Origin of the sequence: Hydrogenophaga sp. R2 (assembly GCF_049843595.1) — a bacterium.
Taxonomy (GTDB): Bacteria; Pseudomonadota; Gammaproteobacteria; order Burkholderiales; family Burkholderiaceae_C; genus Hydrogenophaga.
In genome coordinates, this window is sequence record NZ_JBBHZN010000001.1 from 46804 (window position 1) to 61376 (window position 14573).

14 protein-coding genes are annotated in these 14573 nt (G+C 68.9%); 10 read left to right on the forward strand and 4 right to left on the reverse strand.

The genetic code is table 11. The features are described from left to right. Positions 1 to 7: 7 nt before the first annotated feature. Complete coding sequence (locus WD026_RS00210; RefSeq protein ID WP_425721556.1) at positions 8 to 688, forward strand: Fe2+-dependent dioxygenase; 681 nt, start codon at positions 8 to 10, stop codon at positions 686 to 688. Here WD026_RS00210 and WD026_RS00215 read toward each other — a convergent pair whose 3' ends face one another. Then, a complete protein-coding gene (locus WD026_RS00215) occupies positions 689 to 2671 on the reverse strand; it encodes a hybrid sensor histidine kinase/response regulator (RefSeq protein WP_425721559.1) in 1983 nt (660 codons plus the stop codon). Positions 2672 to 2872: 201 nt separating this feature from the next. Between WD026_RS00215 and WD026_RS00220 the strand changes: the two genes are divergently transcribed. The 7 genes from WD026_RS00220 to WD026_RS00250 all read left to right on the forward strand — a co-directional run bounded on the left by WD026_RS00220 (position 2873) and on the right by WD026_RS00250 (position 9740). Further along, on the forward strand, positions 2873 to 4429 hold the full coding sequence (locus tag WD026_RS00220; RefSeq protein ID WP_425721561.1) for an ABC transporter ATP-binding protein: 1557 nt from the start codon (positions 2873 to 2875) through the stop codon (positions 4427 to 4429). Then, the gene (locus WD026_RS00225; protein ID WP_425721563.1) at positions 4416 to 5474 is read left to right on the forward strand and encodes an ABC transporter permease; all 1059 of its coding nucleotides are present in this window, start codon (positions 4416 to 4418) and stop codon (positions 5472 to 5474) included. Before WD026_RS00220 ends, WD026_RS00225 begins: the two co-directional genes overlap by 14 nt. 4 nt (positions 5475 to 5478) lie before the next feature. Then, positions 5479 to 6399: an ABC transporter permease gene (locus WD026_RS00230; protein WP_425721565.1), complete on the forward strand. Its 921-nt coding sequence runs from the start codon at positions 5479 to 5481 to the stop codon at positions 6397 to 6399. Positions 6400 to 6452: 53 nt separating this feature from the next. Then, entirely contained in the window at positions 6453 to 7598 is a 1146-nt protein-coding gene (locus tag WD026_RS00235; RefSeq protein WP_425721567.1) for a BMP family ABC transporter substrate-binding protein, read from the forward strand. A 75-nt stretch (positions 7599 to 7673) separates the two neighbouring features. Then, on the forward strand, positions 7674 to 8954 hold the full coding sequence (guaD, locus tag WD026_RS00240; RefSeq protein WP_425721569.1) for a guanine deaminase: 1281 nt from the start codon (positions 7674 to 7676) through the stop codon (positions 8952 to 8954). 86 nt (positions 8955 to 9040) lie between these two features. Continuing rightward, on the forward strand, positions 9041 to 9517 hold the full coding sequence (locus WD026_RS00245; RefSeq protein ID WP_425721571.1) for a type III secretion system chaperone: 477 nt from the start codon (positions 9041 to 9043) through the stop codon (positions 9515 to 9517). A 31-nt stretch (positions 9518 to 9548) separates the two neighbouring features. After that, positions 9549 to 9740 (forward strand): hypothetical protein, encoded by a 192-nt coding sequence (locus WD026_RS00250; RefSeq protein ID WP_425721573.1) that lies wholly within the window; start codon positions 9549 to 9551, stop codon positions 9738 to 9740. 4 nt (positions 9741 to 9744) lie between these two features. Here WD026_RS00250 and WD026_RS00255 read toward each other — a convergent pair whose 3' ends face one another. The 3 genes from WD026_RS00255 to WD026_RS00265 are packed head-to-tail and all read right to left on the reverse strand — an operon-like array spanning position 9745 to position 12717. Continuing rightward, positions 9745 to 10743, reverse strand: coding sequence for a cytochrome d ubiquinol oxidase subunit II (locus WD026_RS00255; protein WP_425721575.1), 999 nt, complete (start codon positions 10741 to 10743; stop codon positions 9745 to 9747). 2 nt (positions 10744 to 10745) lie between these two features. After that, entirely contained in the window at positions 10746 to 12104 is a 1359-nt protein-coding gene (locus WD026_RS00260; protein ID WP_425721577.1) for a cytochrome ubiquinol oxidase subunit I, read from the reverse strand. A 28-nt stretch (positions 12105 to 12132) separates the two neighbouring features. Further along, entirely contained in the window at positions 12133 to 12717 is a 585-nt protein-coding gene (locus WD026_RS00265) for a GbsR/MarR family transcriptional regulator (protein WP_425723170.1), read from the reverse strand. 94 nt (positions 12718 to 12811) lie between these two features. On the opposite strand from WD026_RS00265, the gene dcd reads away from it, so the two are divergent. After that, positions 12812 to 13378 carry a dCTP deaminase gene (dcd, locus tag WD026_RS00270; protein ID WP_086119858.1) on the forward strand — a complete coding sequence of 189 codons (567 nt, stop codon included), beginning with the start codon at positions 12812 to 12814 and terminating at the stop codon, positions 13376 to 13378. 61 nt (positions 13379 to 13439) lie between these two features. Continuing rightward, complete coding sequence (locus WD026_RS00275) at positions 13440 to 14534, forward strand: fatty acid desaturase (RefSeq protein WP_425721579.1); 1095 nt, start codon at positions 13440 to 13442, stop codon at positions 14532 to 14534. Positions 14535 to 14573: the final 39 nt, after the last annotated feature.

The following is a 14573-nucleotide window of genomic DNA, read 5'->3' on the forward strand; positions in this document are numbered from 1 at the left end:
GTCGACCATGCTGGTGACCTTCGACGCCATCCTGTCGGCGGACGAACTCTCGGCGGTGCGTGCGCTGCTGACCCAGGCCCCCTGGGCCAGCGGCCTGAGTGCCGGCCCGCAGGCACTCCTGGCCAAGCGCAACCAGCAGCTGCCGGAGGACTTCGGCCCGCTGCCCGAACTTCGGCGGCTGGTCATGCGGGCGCTCAACCGCTCACCGCTGCTGCTGTCGGCGGCACTGCCGCACAAGGTGGTGCCGCCGCAGTTCAACCGCTACACGCCCGAGCACAGCCACTACGGCTGGCATGCCGACAGCACGCTGCGATACCTGCCGGACGGCAGCCTGCTTCGCACCGACATCTCGGCCACGCTGTTCCTGAGCGACCCGGCCGATTACGACGGTGGCGAGCTGCATATCGAGGACACCTACGGCAGCCACCGGGTGAAGCTGCCGGCGGGCAGCCTGGTGATCTACCCGTCGGGATCGATCCACGAAGTCACGCCGGTCACCCGGGGCGAGCGCCTGGCCTGCTATCTGTTCCTTCAGAGTGCGGTGCAGGACGCCGAATGCCGCCGCCACCTGTGGGAGATGGACCAGGCCCTGATGGACCTGCGGCGGCGCCACGGTGAGGCCGATCCCGCCCTGGTGCGCCTGACCGGGCTGTACAACAACCTGGTGCGTCGCTGGTCGGTGTGCTGATCAGCCGGCGTGCCGGCTGGCCAGACCGGCGATCAGCCCGGCCAGTTCGCGGCTGGTGTCGGGCTTTTCGATGACGTGGTCGATGCCGGCCGCCCGCGCCTGCTCGCGCAGTTCGTCGGTCACATGCCCCGAGGTCAGGATGATGGGCAGCCGTGCATCCAGGGTGCGGATGGCCCGCGCCAGCGAGATGCCCGACATCTGCGGCATGTTGTAGTCCACGATCACCACGTCCGGTCGGCGCCCGGGTTCGCGCAGCCGGTCGATGGCCTCCTGGGGGTTGTCCAGCGACTCCACCACATAGCCCTGGCGGGCCAGCATGCGCGACATGACCGATATCAGCGCCTGGTCGTCGTCCACATACAGCAGGGTGTGGCTCTGGCCGCAGGGCTGAAGCGCGGGCTGGACGGTTTCGTCGGCGGGCACCGGGCGTTCGGTCGTGGCGGGCAGCCACAGCACGAAGCTGGTGCCCTCGCCGGGGCGGGAGCGCAGCTGCAGGCTGGCGCCGTGCTCCATCAGCACGCCGTGCACCACCGACAGCCCCAGCCCCGAGCCCTGGCCGGTGGGCTTGGTGGAATAGAAGGGCTCGAACAGGCGGCCCAGGGCGGCCGGGTCGATGCCGTGGCCGTTGTCGTGCACCTCCACCTTCAGGCCGGGGCGCAGGGTCCTGTCGGGCGGCACCATCACCTCCACGCTGCCCTCGGGTGCACCGGGCGGGCCGGCACAGGCGGAGGCCTGCAGCACCACCTCGGCACCGTCCCGCCCCTGGGCGGCCTGGATCGCGTTGGTGACCAGGTTCAGGAACACCTGGGCCAGCTGGGTGGCATTGCCCAGCACCACCGGCAGCTCGGTCGGCACCGAGAAACGCAGCTGCACCCCCGGCGGCAGCGTGGACCGCAGGATGCCGTGGGTCTCGCGCAGCACCTCGCCGGGGTCGAGCGCGGTCCGGCCCTGGGCCTGGCGCCGCGCGAAGGTGAGGATCTGCTGCACCAGGGAGCGTGCCCGGCGCGCCGCCTTGCGGATCTCGCTCAGGCTCACGTGGGCGGGGGAGTCGACGGGCACGTCGCCCAGGGCCAGTTCGGCGTTGCCCAGGATGGCCGCCACGATGTTGTTGAAGTCGTGCGCGATGCCGCCGGCCAGGGTGCCCAGCGCTTCCATCTTCTGGGCCTGCTGCAGCTGTTCGGTGAGGGCGCGCTGGGTGGCTTCGGCGGCCAGCCGCTCCGACAGGTCGAAGTCGATGCAGAAGAACATGGGGGCCTGCCCCGGCACTTCCACCAGCACATGGCCCGAATGCACCTGCACCGGCGAGCCGTCGCGGGCGCGCAGCGTGAGCGTCTCGCTGGGTATGGCCTGGCCGGAGCGCAGCATGGTGTCCACCGCCTGGACCACCATGGGGCGCATGGCCTCGGGGATGATCAGATCGAGCAGGCTGGCACCCACCGCCTCGGCGCGGCTGTAGCCGTACAGGCGTTCCGACGCGCTGTTCCAGAAGCGGCAGATCAGGTCGGCGTCGTAGCCCTGAACGGCCACGTTAGGAATGCCCTCGATCAGCTGGCGCAGCCGGTCCTCGCTCTCGCGCAGCCGTTGCCGTGCCACCCGGTTGTCGGTCTGGTCCACCACGAAGACGTGCCAGATGATGTCCCCGCCCGGGGCGTGCTGCACCCGACCCAGCCCGTGCAGCCATTTGCGCCGACCCGATGGTGTGCAGATGCGCCATTCCCAGTCCCAGTCCCGACCGGTGGCCACGCACTCGTCGATGCTGGCCTTCATGGCCGGCAGATCGGCCGGGTCCACCATGGTCCACAGGGAGGTCATGTCGGCCTCCAGCTCTTCCAGGGATTTTTCCCACACGTCCACACACCCGCGCGACATGTACTCCAGCCGCCGCTGGCCATCGGGTGTGGTGCGGGAGCGGAAGAACGCCCCCGGCAGGTGGTCGGCAAAGGAGCCGAAGGCGCCAGGGTCGGCGCCAAGGAAGGCGGACACATCGTCCTCTCTGCGCCGGTGGCGCGTGGCGGCACGTCGCTTCATTGTGTTACAGATACGGGTATCCGGGCGTGCGATGTCCGGGTGTTTTTGGCGGTTTTTGTGCGACAGGGCCCCTGGCCGTATGCCCTGCCCGGTGGGGTGTTACATTGCCCGGCTTCGCCGGGCGCCCAGCCGCCCGTCGCTTCCCCCGCACACCCCATGACACCGCACACCCCTGTTCCGCGCCTGCGGCTCGACGGCATCACCAAGCGTTACCCCGGCGTGGTGGCCAACGACGGCGTCGCCCTGACCGTGCAGCCCGGCGAGATCCATGCCGTGCTCGGCGAGAACGGCGCCGGCAAATCCACGCTCATGAAGATCATCTACGGCACCGTCAAGCCCGACGCCGGGCAGGTGCTGTTCAACGGGCAGCCGGTGCAGGTGCGCAACCCGCAGGAGGCGCGGGCGCTGGGCATCAGCATGGTGTTCCAGCATTTCAGCCTGTTCGAGACGCTGACCGTGGCCGAGAACGTGTGGCTGGGCCTGGAGCGCAGCCTCACCCTGGCCGACGTGACCGCCAGCATCGCGGCCAAGGCCGCCGAGTACGGACTGGACATCGACCCCGAGCGCCCGGTGCACACCCTGTCGGTGGGCGAGATGCAGCGGGTGGAGATCATCCGCGCGCTGCTGGGCCGCCCGCAGCTGCTGATCCTGGACGAACCCACCTCGGTGCTCACCCCGCAGGCGGTGGAGCGTCTGTTCGAGGTGCTGCGCCAGCTCGCGGCGCAGGGCTGCAGCATCCTCTACATCAGCCACAAGCTGCACGAGATCCGCAGCCTGTGCACCGCCTGCACCGTGCTGCGCGGCGGCAAGGTCAGCGGCACCTGCGACCCGCGCACCGAGAGCAACGCATCGCTCTCGCGCCTGATGATCGGCGCCGAGCCGCCGCCGCTGCAGGCGCACCCGGCCACGCCCGGCGCGCCGGTGCTGCAGGTGCAGGGCCTGGACCTGCCGTGCAGCGATCCGTTCGGCACCGCGCTGTCCGGCATCGCCCTGCAGGTGCGGGGTGGCGAGGTGCTGGGGCTGGCCGGCGTGTCCGGCAACGGCCAGCGCGAACTGCTCATGGCGCTCTCGGGCGAGGACACCCGCGCCCCGGCCGGCAGCATCCGGCTGGCCGGTCGGGATGTGTCGACCCTGGGCCCGCAGCAGCGGCGCGCGCTGGGCCTGCATTTCGTGCCCGAAGAGCGGCTGGGCCGCGGCGCGGTGCCCACCCTGTCGCTGGCGCACAACCTGCTGCTGTCGCGCCGCGAGGCCGTGGGCCCCATGGGCTGGCTGAACATGGGCGCGCTGCGCCGGCAGGCGGCCGACCTGATCGCACGCTACCAGGTCAAGGCCCACGGGCCGGACGCGGCGGCCCGCTCGCTCTCGGGCGGCAACCTGCAGAAGTTCATCGTCGGGCGCGAGATCGAGGCCCTGCGGGCCCGCGATGGCGCCCGGCTGCTCATCGTCAGCCAGCCGACCTGGGGCGTGGACGTGGGCGCGGCGGCCCAGATCCGCGCCGCCATCCTGGCCCTGCGCGATGCCGGCTGCGCCGTGCTGCTGGTGAGCGAGGAGCTCGACGAACTCTTCGAGATGGCCGACACCCTGCAGGTGCTGGCCAAGGGGCGCCTGTCGCCACCGCTGCCCCGGACCGAGGCCACGGTGGAGCGCATCGGCGAATGGATGTCCGGCCTGTGGGACGGCGCCGCGCAGGAGGTGGACCATGCTGCGGCTTGAACCCCGTCCCCAGCCCTCGCGCTGGTGGAGCCTGGCCTCGCCGGTGCTGGCGCTGCTGATCACGGTCGTGATTGGTGTGATCCTGTTCTCCGCCCTGGGCAAGGACCCGGTGCGGGGGCTGCAGGTGTTCTTCGTGGAGCCGCTGCGCAACGCCTACGCCATCTCCGAACTGCTGGTGAAGGCCACGCCGCTGCTCATCATTGCGCTGGGGCTGGCGGTGTGTTTCCGCTCCAACGTATGGAACATCGGCGCCGAGGGGCAGTACATCATCGGCGCGGTGCTGGCCAGCGGCGTGGCGCTGCAGGCCGGCCCGGGGACCGGCCCCTGGATCGTGGGCGCGGTGCTGCTCGCCGGTGTGGTGGGCGGCATGCTGTGGGCCGGCATCACGGCGCTGCTGCGCGACCGCTTCAGCGCCAACGAGATCCTGGTCAGCCTGATGCTGGTCTATGTGGCGGTGCAGGTGCTCAATTACCTGGTCTACGGCCCCTGGAAGGACCCCCAGGGCTACAACTTCCCGCAGACCAGGACCTTCGAGAAGGTGGCGCAGATGCCGCGCCTCATGGACGGCTCGCGGGTGAACATCGGCCTGGTCATGGCGCTGGCCGGCGTGGCCGCCATCTGGGTGTTCCTGTTCCGCACCCGCGCCGGCTACGCGCAGACGGTGGGCGGTCTGGCGCCGGCGGCGGCGCGTTACGCCGGCTTCTCCTCGCGCCGGGCGCTCTGGACGGCGCTGCTGCTCTCGGGTGGCGCCGCCGGCCTGGCCGGTGCGCTGGAGGTGGCCGGCCCCATCGGCCAGCTCACGCCGTATGTGCCGGCCGGCTACGGCTTTGCAGCCATCATCGTGGCCTTCGTGGGCCGGCTGCACCCGGTGGGCATCGTGTTCTCGGCCCTGCTCATGAGCATGTTCTACATCGGCGGTGAACTGGCGCAGTCGCGCCTGGGCCTGCCCAAGTCCATCACCGGCGTGTTCCAGGGGCTGCTGCTGTTCGCGCTGCTGGCCTGCGACACGCTCATTGCCTACCGCGTGCGTTTCGGAAAGGCCTGACCCCATGGAATCGACCGCGCTGCTGCTGGCAGCCACCTTCAATGCCGGCACCGTGCTGGCCATCGCGGCACTCGGCCTGCTCATCAACGAGAAGGCCGGCATCGTCAACCTGGGCGCCGAGGGCATGATGCTGTGCGCCGCCCTGGCCGGGTTTGCCACCGTGGTGCACACCGGCAGCACGGCGCTGGGCTTTGTGGCCGGCATGGGCGCCGGTGCGCTGCTGGCGGCCATCTTCGGTGTGCTGGTGATCTGGCTCAACACCAACCAGTACGCCACCGGGCTGGCGCTCAGCCTGTTCGGCGCCGGCTTCTCGGCCTTTGCCGGCACCAGCTATGTGCAGCACAAGCTGCCCGAGCAGGTGGTGTTCGCCATTCCGGTGCTGGCCGACATTCCCTTTGTCGGTGCGGCCCTGTTCCGCCACCATCCCACGGTGTACGCCAGCGTGGCGCTGGCCCTGGGGCTGGTCTGGTTCCTGTACCGCTCGCGCGCCGGTCTGGTGCTGCGCAGCGTGGGCGAGAGCCCCGAATCGGCGCACGCCCTGGGCTACCCGGTGCGCCGCATCCGCCTGCTGGCGGTGGTGGCCGGTGGCGCGCTGTGCGGGCTGGCCGGGGCCTATGTCTCCACCGTCTACACCCCCCTGTGGGTGGAGGGCATGATCGCCGGCAAGGGCTGGATCGCGCTGGCCCTGACCACCTTTGCGACCTGGCGGCCGGCACGTGTCTTGCTGGGGGCCTACCTGTTCGGCGGCGTGACCATGCTGCAGTTCCACCTGCAGGGCATGGGCGTGCAGCTGCCGAGCCAGTTCCTGACCATGCTGCCCTACCTGGCGACCATCGTGGTGCTGGTGCTGATCTCCCGCAATCCCACCTGGATCCGGGTGAACATGCCCGGCTCGCTCGGGAAGCCCTTCCACCCCGGGACATAATTCCGGGTTTACACCCCGCCCGGTATCCACCGACCCATCCTCAAGGCCCCTCCATGACCGACCTGAGCAAACGATCCCTGATGAAAGCCGCCGCGCTGACCGCGCTGGCCAGCGCAGCCCTGATCGGCTGCGGCAAGAAGGAAGAAGCCGCTGCACCGGCGCCGGCCCCTGCCGCCGCCCCGGCCCCGGCCAAGCCCGAGCCGCTGAAGATCGCCTTCGCCTACGTCGGCCCGGTGGGTGATGGCGGCTGGACCTTCGCCCACGACAACGGCCGCAAGGCCATCGAGGTCGAGTTCGGCGACAAGGTGTCCACCAGCTTCGTCGAGAGCGTGCCCGAGAGCGCCGACGCCGAGCGCGTGATCCGCGACATGGCCGCACAGGGCAACAAGCTGATCTTCGGCACCACCTTCGGCTACATGGAGCCCATGCTCAAGGTCGCCGCCGACTTCAAGGACGTGAAGTTCGAGCATGCCACCGGCTACAAGACCGCCGAGAACATGCGCACCTACGACAGCCGCACCTACGAAGGCGCCTACATGGCCGGCGTGATCGCCGGTGCCATGACCAAGACCAACACCCTGGGCGTGGTGGCCTCGATCCCGATTCCGGAAGTCATCCGCAACATCAACAGCTTCACCCTGGGCGCCCAGAGCGTGAACCCCAAGATCAAGACCAAGGTGGTCTGGGTGAACGGCTGGTTCGATCCGCCGAAGGAAACCGAAGCCGCCACCTCGCTGATCAACGGCGGTGCCGACGTGCTGTTCCAGAACACCGACTCGTCGGCCGTGCTGCAGACCGCCGAGAAGATGGGCAAGCGCGCCTTCGGCTGGGATTCCGACATGACCGCCTACGGCCCCAAGGCCCACCTGGGTTCGGCCGTCATCAACTGGGGTCCGTACTACGTGAAGGCCGTCAAGGACGCGCTGGAAGGGACCTGGACCACCGGCGGTGTCTGGTGGGGCCACAAAGAGGGCGCCATCGACATGGTGTCGGTGGCCGAAGACGTGCCGGCCGAGATCAAGGCCAAGGTCGACACCATCAAGGCCGGCCTGAAGGACGGCAGCTTCCACCCCTGGACCGGCCCCATCGTCGGCCAGGACGGCAAGGAAGTGCTGGCCAAGGACGCCAAGGCCGACGACGCCTTCCTGGGCGGCATCAAGTTCTACGTGAAGGGCGTCGAGGGCAAGGTCCCCAACTGACGCACACCGCGCCGAGCCAGGGCTGCCCTCGGGCAGCCCTTTGTTTTTGGGCGCACCTGATTGCATCATCCGACCATGCACGCCTACCGCGCCTCCCTGCTGCGCTTCGACGACCACGGCCAGCCCCTGTTCGATGCCGACGGCCTGCTGGTGGTCGGTCCGGGTCCTGAAGGCTGGAACCGGGTGGTGGATGCCGGCAGCCACACCGACGTGTCGCGGCGCCACCCCGATGTGCTGGTCACGCACTGGCCGGGCCGGCTGATCGCGCCCGGCTTCATCGACCTGCACCTGCACTACCCGCAGACCGATGTCATCGGCTCGCCGGCCGAGGGCCTGCTGCCCTGGCTGGAGCGTTACACCTTCCCGCAGGAGGCCCGGTTTGCCGACCCCGCGCACGCGGCCGAGGTGGCGCGCTTCTTCTTCGACGAGCTGCTGCGCCATGGCGTGACCACCGCGCTGACCTTTGCCACCTCGCACCTGGCTTCGGTGGACGCCGCCATGGCCGAGGCGCAGCGGCGCGGCCTGCGCTTCATCACCGGCAAGGTGCTGCAGGACCGCCACAGCCCGGACGGCGTGCGCGACAGCACCGAGCAGAGCCTGATCGACACCGACACCCTGATCCGCCGCTGGCATGGCCGGGACCGGCTGGGCTACGCCATCACGCCGCGTTTTGCGCCCACCAGCACCGACGTGCAGCTGCGCGGTGCGGGTGAGCTGGCGGCGCGCCATGCCGACGTGTGGGTGCAGTCCCACGTGGCCGAGAACCGCGACGAGGTGCGCTGGGTGACCGAGCTGTACCCGCAGGCACGCAGCTACCTCGATGTGTATGCCGGCTTCGGCCTGCTGCGGGAGAGGGCCGTGTATGCCCACTGCATCCACCTGGACGCCACCGACCGTGCGCTGATGGCATCCAGCGGCGCGGCCGCGGCCGCCAGCCCCACCAGCAACCTGTTCCTGGGCAGCGGCTTCTTCGACTTTGCCGCCGCCCGCGCCGCCGGCATGCGCCACGGCCTGGCCAGCGACGTGGGTGGTGGCACCAGCTTCTCGCCTTTTCACACCATGCTGGCGGCCTACACCGTGGGCCGCGAGGGGCAGACCAAACCGGGCGAGAGCCTGGCGCCGTCGCACCTGTGGTGGCTGCACACGGCCGGTGCTGCGCAGGCGCTGGGGCTGCCGGGGGTGGTGGGCAACCTCATGCCCGGGCACGAGGCCGACTTCGTGGTGCTGAACCCCCAGGCCACGCCGCTGCTGGCTCGACGCACGGCACAAGCCGACAGCCTGGAGGAGCTGCTGTTCGCATTCATCGTGCTGGGCGATGAGCGGGCGGTGGAACGGGTCGTGCTGGCCGTGCCCTGACGGCAGGTTGTCGGCGACGAGGGCCCGGAACCGCGCAGCGTGCTCCGGTCACACAACAGCATCTCGTTCCGTCGACGGAGCTGCCCGTGTCGCCTCAAGCCTCCCAACGCATCGATGCCCTGTGGACTGCCCTGGCGCAGGAGCTGCCCACCATCGAAGCCATCACCTTCCACGAGGCCACCGCCGAGTTTCCGGCGTCCTGGGGCGTGGCCTTCGAAGGGGGCGACATCCTGCTGGTCGACGCCCTGCCCGAGCCCGACCGGCTCGTCTTCAGCATGGCCCTGGGCGACGTGCCGCCCGACCAGCGGCTGGAGGTGTTCGAGACCGTGCTGCGGGTCAATGCCTGGCTGGCCACCCAGGACGAGGTGGTGAGCAGCATCGTGCTCAGCGGTCAGCAGATCGTGCTCAAGGGCCAGCAGCGCATCGAAGGCCTGGACCGTGACGCCTTGCGTCGCACGGTGCTCGACATCCAGGGGGCCGCGCATGCATGGTGGTACTTCCTGCAGACCCGCGAACGCCCTGAAGAAGCCGTGGTGCTCGACGCCCGCTTCGAACGGGTCTGATCAACCGCTCTTCAAACCACTGGAGGCATTCATGCGCAATCCGGCTCTCTCGATGCGTCTTCAACCCAGGATCCACACCGACGGGCCGATGGCGACCGCGGTCGGCCGCGTGCTGGTCGCGCGCAACCCCGGTGCCATCCCCCGGCTGAGTGCCGCCGTGTCGATCCATCGGACCCAGATGCAGGCCAGTGCCGAACTGGTCCGTCAGGTCGACCTGTCCTGACGCCTCACTGGTAGCTCAGCGCCTTGGCCTTGCCCCAGAAGACCTTGTACATGAAGGCGGTGTACAGGACGATCACCGGCAGCGTGATGGCCACGCCCACGAAGATCACGTTGAGCGATGCGGTGCCGATGGCGGCCTGCCACACCGTCATGCGGCCGATCACGATGTCGGGGTAGATGCTGTACGACAGGCCGAAGAAGGCCAGCACGAAGATCAGCACCGTGGCGGCGAACACCACCCAGCCATAGCCGGCCTTCACCACCGAGGGCCGGGTCACCACCCAGCGCACGGCAAAGAAGGCCACCGCGCACATCAGCGGCACCGGAAGCAGCGCAAACACGATGGGGAAGCTGAACCATTTGGCCACCACGGCCGGGTTGACCAGCGGTGTGGCCGCCGAGATGCCCACCAGCGCGGCGCCCATGGGCCACAGCACCCGCCGCGCCCAGAACACGGCGCGCTCCTGCAGGGCGCCCTCGGTCTTCATGATCAGCCAGCCGGCGCCCAGCAGGGTGTAGGCCGCCGGCAGGGTGACGGCGATGCCCAGGCTGAAGGCCAGGCCCAGCGAACCCGGGTCGAAGCCGGTGATGTAGCTGCCCAGCATCCAGCCCTGCGACGCACTGGCCAGCAGCGAGCCGCCAAAGAACGCCTTGTTCCAGAAGGCCTTGTACTGCAGCGGCGCCTTGACCCGGAAGTCGAAGGCCACACCCCGCAGGATCAGGCCGATCAGCATGATGGCCACCGGCAGGTACAGGGCCTGCAGCACCAGCCCGTGCGCATGCGGGAACGCCACCAGCAGCACACCCACACCCAGCACCAGCCAGGTCTCGTTGGCGTCCCAGAACGGGCCGATGCTGGCAATCATGGTGTCCTTCTGGTCGTCACTGGCCAGCGGCAGCAGCAGGCCCACGCCCAGGTCGTAGCCGTCGAGCACCACATAGGCCAGCAGCGCCAGCCCCATGACGGCGAGGAAGATCAGCGGAAGCAGTTCGGCCCAGCTCATGGTCACACCCCCGCCTTGCCGAGGTCGGCACCGGTCACCGGCACCGGCGCGTGCTTGACCGGGTTCTCGGCCATGTACTTGAGCACACCGATGTACGTCACCAGCAGCAGGCCGTAGACGATCACATAGGCGGTCAGGGTGAGCGCGATCATGGGTGGCGGCACGCTGGTGGCCACCTCGCTGGTGCGCAGGGCGCCGTACACGATGTAGGGCTGGCGGCCGATCTCGGTCACGTACCAGCCGGCCAGCGTGGCCACCCAGCCGGAAAAGGTCATGCCGGCCAGGCTCCACAGCACCGGGCGGGGCAGCTGCACCTGCGCCTCACGCCGGCGCTTCCACAGCTGCCATGCGGCCACGGCGGCCACCAGCATCATGAGCGTGCCCACACCCACCATCACCCGGAAGCCCCAGAACACCGGGCCCACCGGCGGCGCCGAGTCCTTGAACTCGTTGATGCCCTTGATCTCGCCGTTCAGGTCGTGCGTGAGGATCAGGCTGGCGAGCTTGGGGATCTTGATGGCGTAGTGGGTGGTGCCTTCCTCGCTGTCGGGGATGCCGAACAGCGTCAGCGGGGCGCCGCGCTCGGTCTCCCAGATGCCTTCCATGGCGGCCACCTTGGCCGGCTGGTGCTCCAGCGTGTTCAGGCCGTGCATGTCACCGGCCAGGAACTGCAGCGGCATGGCCACCACGGCCACCGCCACGGCCGAGCGCATGGCCTTGTGGGTGCCGCGGGTGGCGCTGCCCTTGAGCAACTGCCAGGCGCACAGGCCGGCGATCAGGAAGGACGCGGTCAGCGTGGAGGCCAGCAGCTTGTGCGCGAACCGGTACGGGAAGGACGGGTTGAAGATGACCGCCAGCCAGTCGGTCGGGATGAACTCGCCATTGACGATCTCGAAACCCGCCGGGGTCTGCATCCAGGAGTTCAGGCTCAGGATCCAGAAGGCCGACATGGTGGTGCCGAAGGCCACCAGGAAGGTGGCGATCAGGTGCACCCGTTCGCTCACCCGGCCACGGCCGAACAGCATGATCCCCAGGAAGCTGGCCTCCAGGAAGAACGCGGTCAGCACCTCATAGCCCAGCAGCGGGCCGGCGATGTTGCCGGTCTTCTCCATGAAGCCCGGCCAGTTGGTGCCGAACTGGAAGCTCATGACGATGCCCGAGACCACGCCCAGGGCGAAGGTCAGCGCGAACACCTTGGTCCAGAAGTAGTAGGCCTCTTCCCAGGCCGGGTCGTGCGTCTGCACGAAGCGCAGGCGGAAGAACAGCAGGAACCAGCACAGCGCGATGGTGATGGTCGGGAACAGGATGTGGAAGCTGATGTTGGCCGCGAACTGCATGCGCGACAGGATGAGGGCGTCCATGGCGGGGCTCCGGAAGGCAGTGAAACGTTCAGGCGGCGGCAGGCGGGTTCTGGCGGGACGACCGGCCGGTCAGGCGGTCCTTGAGTTCAAGCACGCGGGTCACGGTCGCGCCCATGCCCATGAGCTGCAGGGCGGTCTCGGGGGCGAGCTTCTGCACGTCGTCGAACCAGGTCATGAGCCGGTCGATCAGGTCGTGCATTTCGCGCATGCGGTTCTGGGCGTGCTGCTCGGCCTCGGTCTTGGGGGTTTCCAGCAGCGCGGTGCGCAGCATCGAGAGCGTGGGCTCGATCTCGCGCCGGCGGCGCTCCTCGGCCAGCACCCGGAAGATTTCCCACACATCGGCCGGCGCCTCGAAGAACTCGCGCCGGTCACCGGGCTGGTGGCGCAAGCGCACCAGGCGCCAGGCCTGCAGCTCCTTCAGGCCCATGCTCACGTTGGACCGCGAGAACCCCAGGGTCTCGGCGATCTCGTCGGCGCACAGGGCCTGGGGCGAGATGTAGAGCAAGGCATAGATCTGCCCCACGGTGCGGTTGATGCCCCACTTGCTGCCCATTTCGCCGAAATGGGCCACGAACTCGCGGTTCAGGGGCGGAAGCTGGTCTTGTAGCGACATGGCCGGCATGATACCGGTCATGGCTGAATTTTCAGTAAAGACTGAAAATTCAGAAGGTTTTGGGTGCTCCGACGCCCCCCTACAATCGCCGCCCATGAGCATCAAAAGCGACCTCTGGATCCGCCGCATGGCCGAGCAGCACGGCCTCATCGAGCCCTTCGAGCCCAACCAGGTGCGGCAGGTGGACGGTCGCAAGGTGATCAGTTACGGCACCAGCAGCTACGGCTACGACATCCGCTGCGCGCCCGAATTCAAGGTGTTCACCAACATCCACAGCACGGTGGTGGACCCCAAGAACTTCGACGAGAAGAGCTTCGTGGACATCCACAGCGACGTCTGCATCATCCCGCCCAACAGCTTTGCGCTGGCCCGCACGGTGGAGTACTTCCGCATCCCGCGCAACGTGCTGACCATCTGCCTGGGCAAGAGCACCTATGCCCGCTGCGGCATCATCGTCAACGTGACCCCGTTCGAGCCGGAATGGGAAGGCTATGTGACGCTGGAGTTCTCCAACACCACGCCGCTGCCGGCCAAGATCTATGCCGGCGAGGGCTGTGCCCAGGTGCTGTTCTTCGAGAGCGACGAGGTGTGCGACGTGTCCTACAAGGACCGCGGCGGCAAGTACCAGGGCCAGGTGGGCGTGACGCTGCCCAAGGCCTGATTCGACAGGGCTTGACCTGCGTCAAGCCAACCGGGGCGGCCGGCGCCTAGCATGCCGGCCCATGTCGATGCTGCCCCCGCCCCTGCCCGCCGCCGTTCCCTCCGACCAGCCGCTGCCCCACCGCAAGGTGATCCGCGGCTGGCTCACGCCCTGGGCCGACCGCCGCACCCTGCTGGCCCTGGGGCTGCTGTTCACCGATCTCCTGCTGTACGCCGCGCTGCTGGCCGGCACGGTCCTGCTGGAGGCGTCCTGGGCCCGTCTGCTGTGCGGTCTGGCCATGGGCTTCATGATCGGGCGGCTGTTCATCATCGGCCACGACGCCTGCCACCAGAGCTTCACGCCGCACCGGCGCCTGAACCGCTGGCTGGGCCGGCTGGCCTTCCTGCCGTCGCTCACCCCCTACAGCCTGTGGGAGGTGGGGCACAACGTGGTGCACCACGGCTACACCAACCTCAAGGGCGTGGATTTCGTGTGGGCGCCGCTCACCCGCGCCGAGTACCTGGCGCTCGGCCCGGCACGCCGCTGGCTGGAGCGCGTCTACCGCAGCGGGTGGGGCCCGGCGCTGTACTACTTCGTCGAGATGTGGTGGCTGCGCATGTTTTTCCCCAGCCGGGCACGGATGGCCACCCGCCGGCGCGAGTTCTGGCTCGACAGCTCGCTGGCGCTGGCGGCGGGCGTGCTGTGGGTGGGCGGCCTGGTGGCGGCCGCGCTGGCGCTGGGCCGGCCGGTGCTGCCCATGCTGGGTTACGGCTTCGTGGTGCCCTTCGTGTTCTGGAACGCCATGATCGGTTTCGTGGTGTACGTGCACCACACCCACACGGCGGTGCAGTGGCACGACGACAAGGCCGCCTGGGGCCGTGCCGCGCCCTTCGTGTCGACCACGGTGCACCTGGTGTTTCCGTGGCGCATCGGCGCGCTGATGCACCACATCATGGAACACACCGCCCACCACGTGGACATGAGCATCCCGCTCTACCGGCTGCAGGGTGCCCAGCAGCTGCTGGAGCAGACGCTGCCGGGCCGCATCGTGGTGCAGCGCTTTTCCTGGCGCTGGTACTTCGACACCGCACGACGCTGCAAGCTGTACGACTTCGAGCGCCAGTGCTGGACGGATTTCGGGGGGCAACGGACCGGTTCTGCCGCGAATTCGATCTGAAAACCCTGCGGTGCGACAATACGGGGCTAACTCCGACCG

Coding starts and splice junctions, on each gene's coding strand:
- WD026_RS00230 (WP_425721565.1), top strand. CDS start 5,479: ATGGAATCGACCGCGCTGCTGCTGGCAGCCACCTTCAATGCCGGCACC.
- WD026_RS00255 (WP_425721575.1), bottom strand. CDS start 10,743: ATGAGCTGGGCCGAACTGCTTCCGCTGATCTTCCTCGCCGTCATGGGG.
- dcd (WP_086119858.1), top strand. CDS start 12,812: ATGAGCATCAAAAGCGACCTCTGGATCCGCCGCATGGCCGAGCAGCAC.
- WD026_RS00235 (WP_425721567.1), top strand. CDS start 6,453: ATGACCGACCTGAGCAAACGATCCCTGATGAAAGCCGCCGCGCTGACC.
- guaD (WP_425721569.1), top strand. CDS start 7,674: ATGCACGCCTACCGCGCCTCCCTGCTGCGCTTCGACGACCACGGCCAG.
- WD026_RS00260 (WP_425721577.1), bottom strand. CDS start 12,104: ATGGACGCCCTCATCCTGTCGCGCATGCAGTTCGCGGCCAACATCAGC.
- WD026_RS00265 (WP_425723170.1), bottom strand. CDS start 12,717: ATGTCGCTACAAGACCAGCTTCCGCCCCTGAACCGCGAGTTCGTGGCC.
- WD026_RS00210 (WP_425721556.1), top strand. CDS start 8: ATGCTGGTGACCTTCGACGCCATCCTGTCGGCGGACGAACTCTCGGCG.
- WD026_RS00225 (WP_425721563.1), top strand. CDS start 4,416: ATGCTGCGGCTTGAACCCCGTCCCCAGCCCTCGCGCTGGTGGAGCCTG.
- WD026_RS00275 (WP_425721579.1), top strand. CDS start 13,440: ATGTCGATGCTGCCCCCGCCCCTGCCCGCCGCCGTTCCCTCCGACCAG.
- WD026_RS00250 (WP_425721573.1), top strand. CDS start 9,549: ATGCGCAATCCGGCTCTCTCGATGCGTCTTCAACCCAGGATCCACACC.
- WD026_RS00220 (WP_425721561.1), top strand. CDS start 2,873: ATGACACCGCACACCCCTGTTCCGCGCCTGCGGCTCGACGGCATCACC.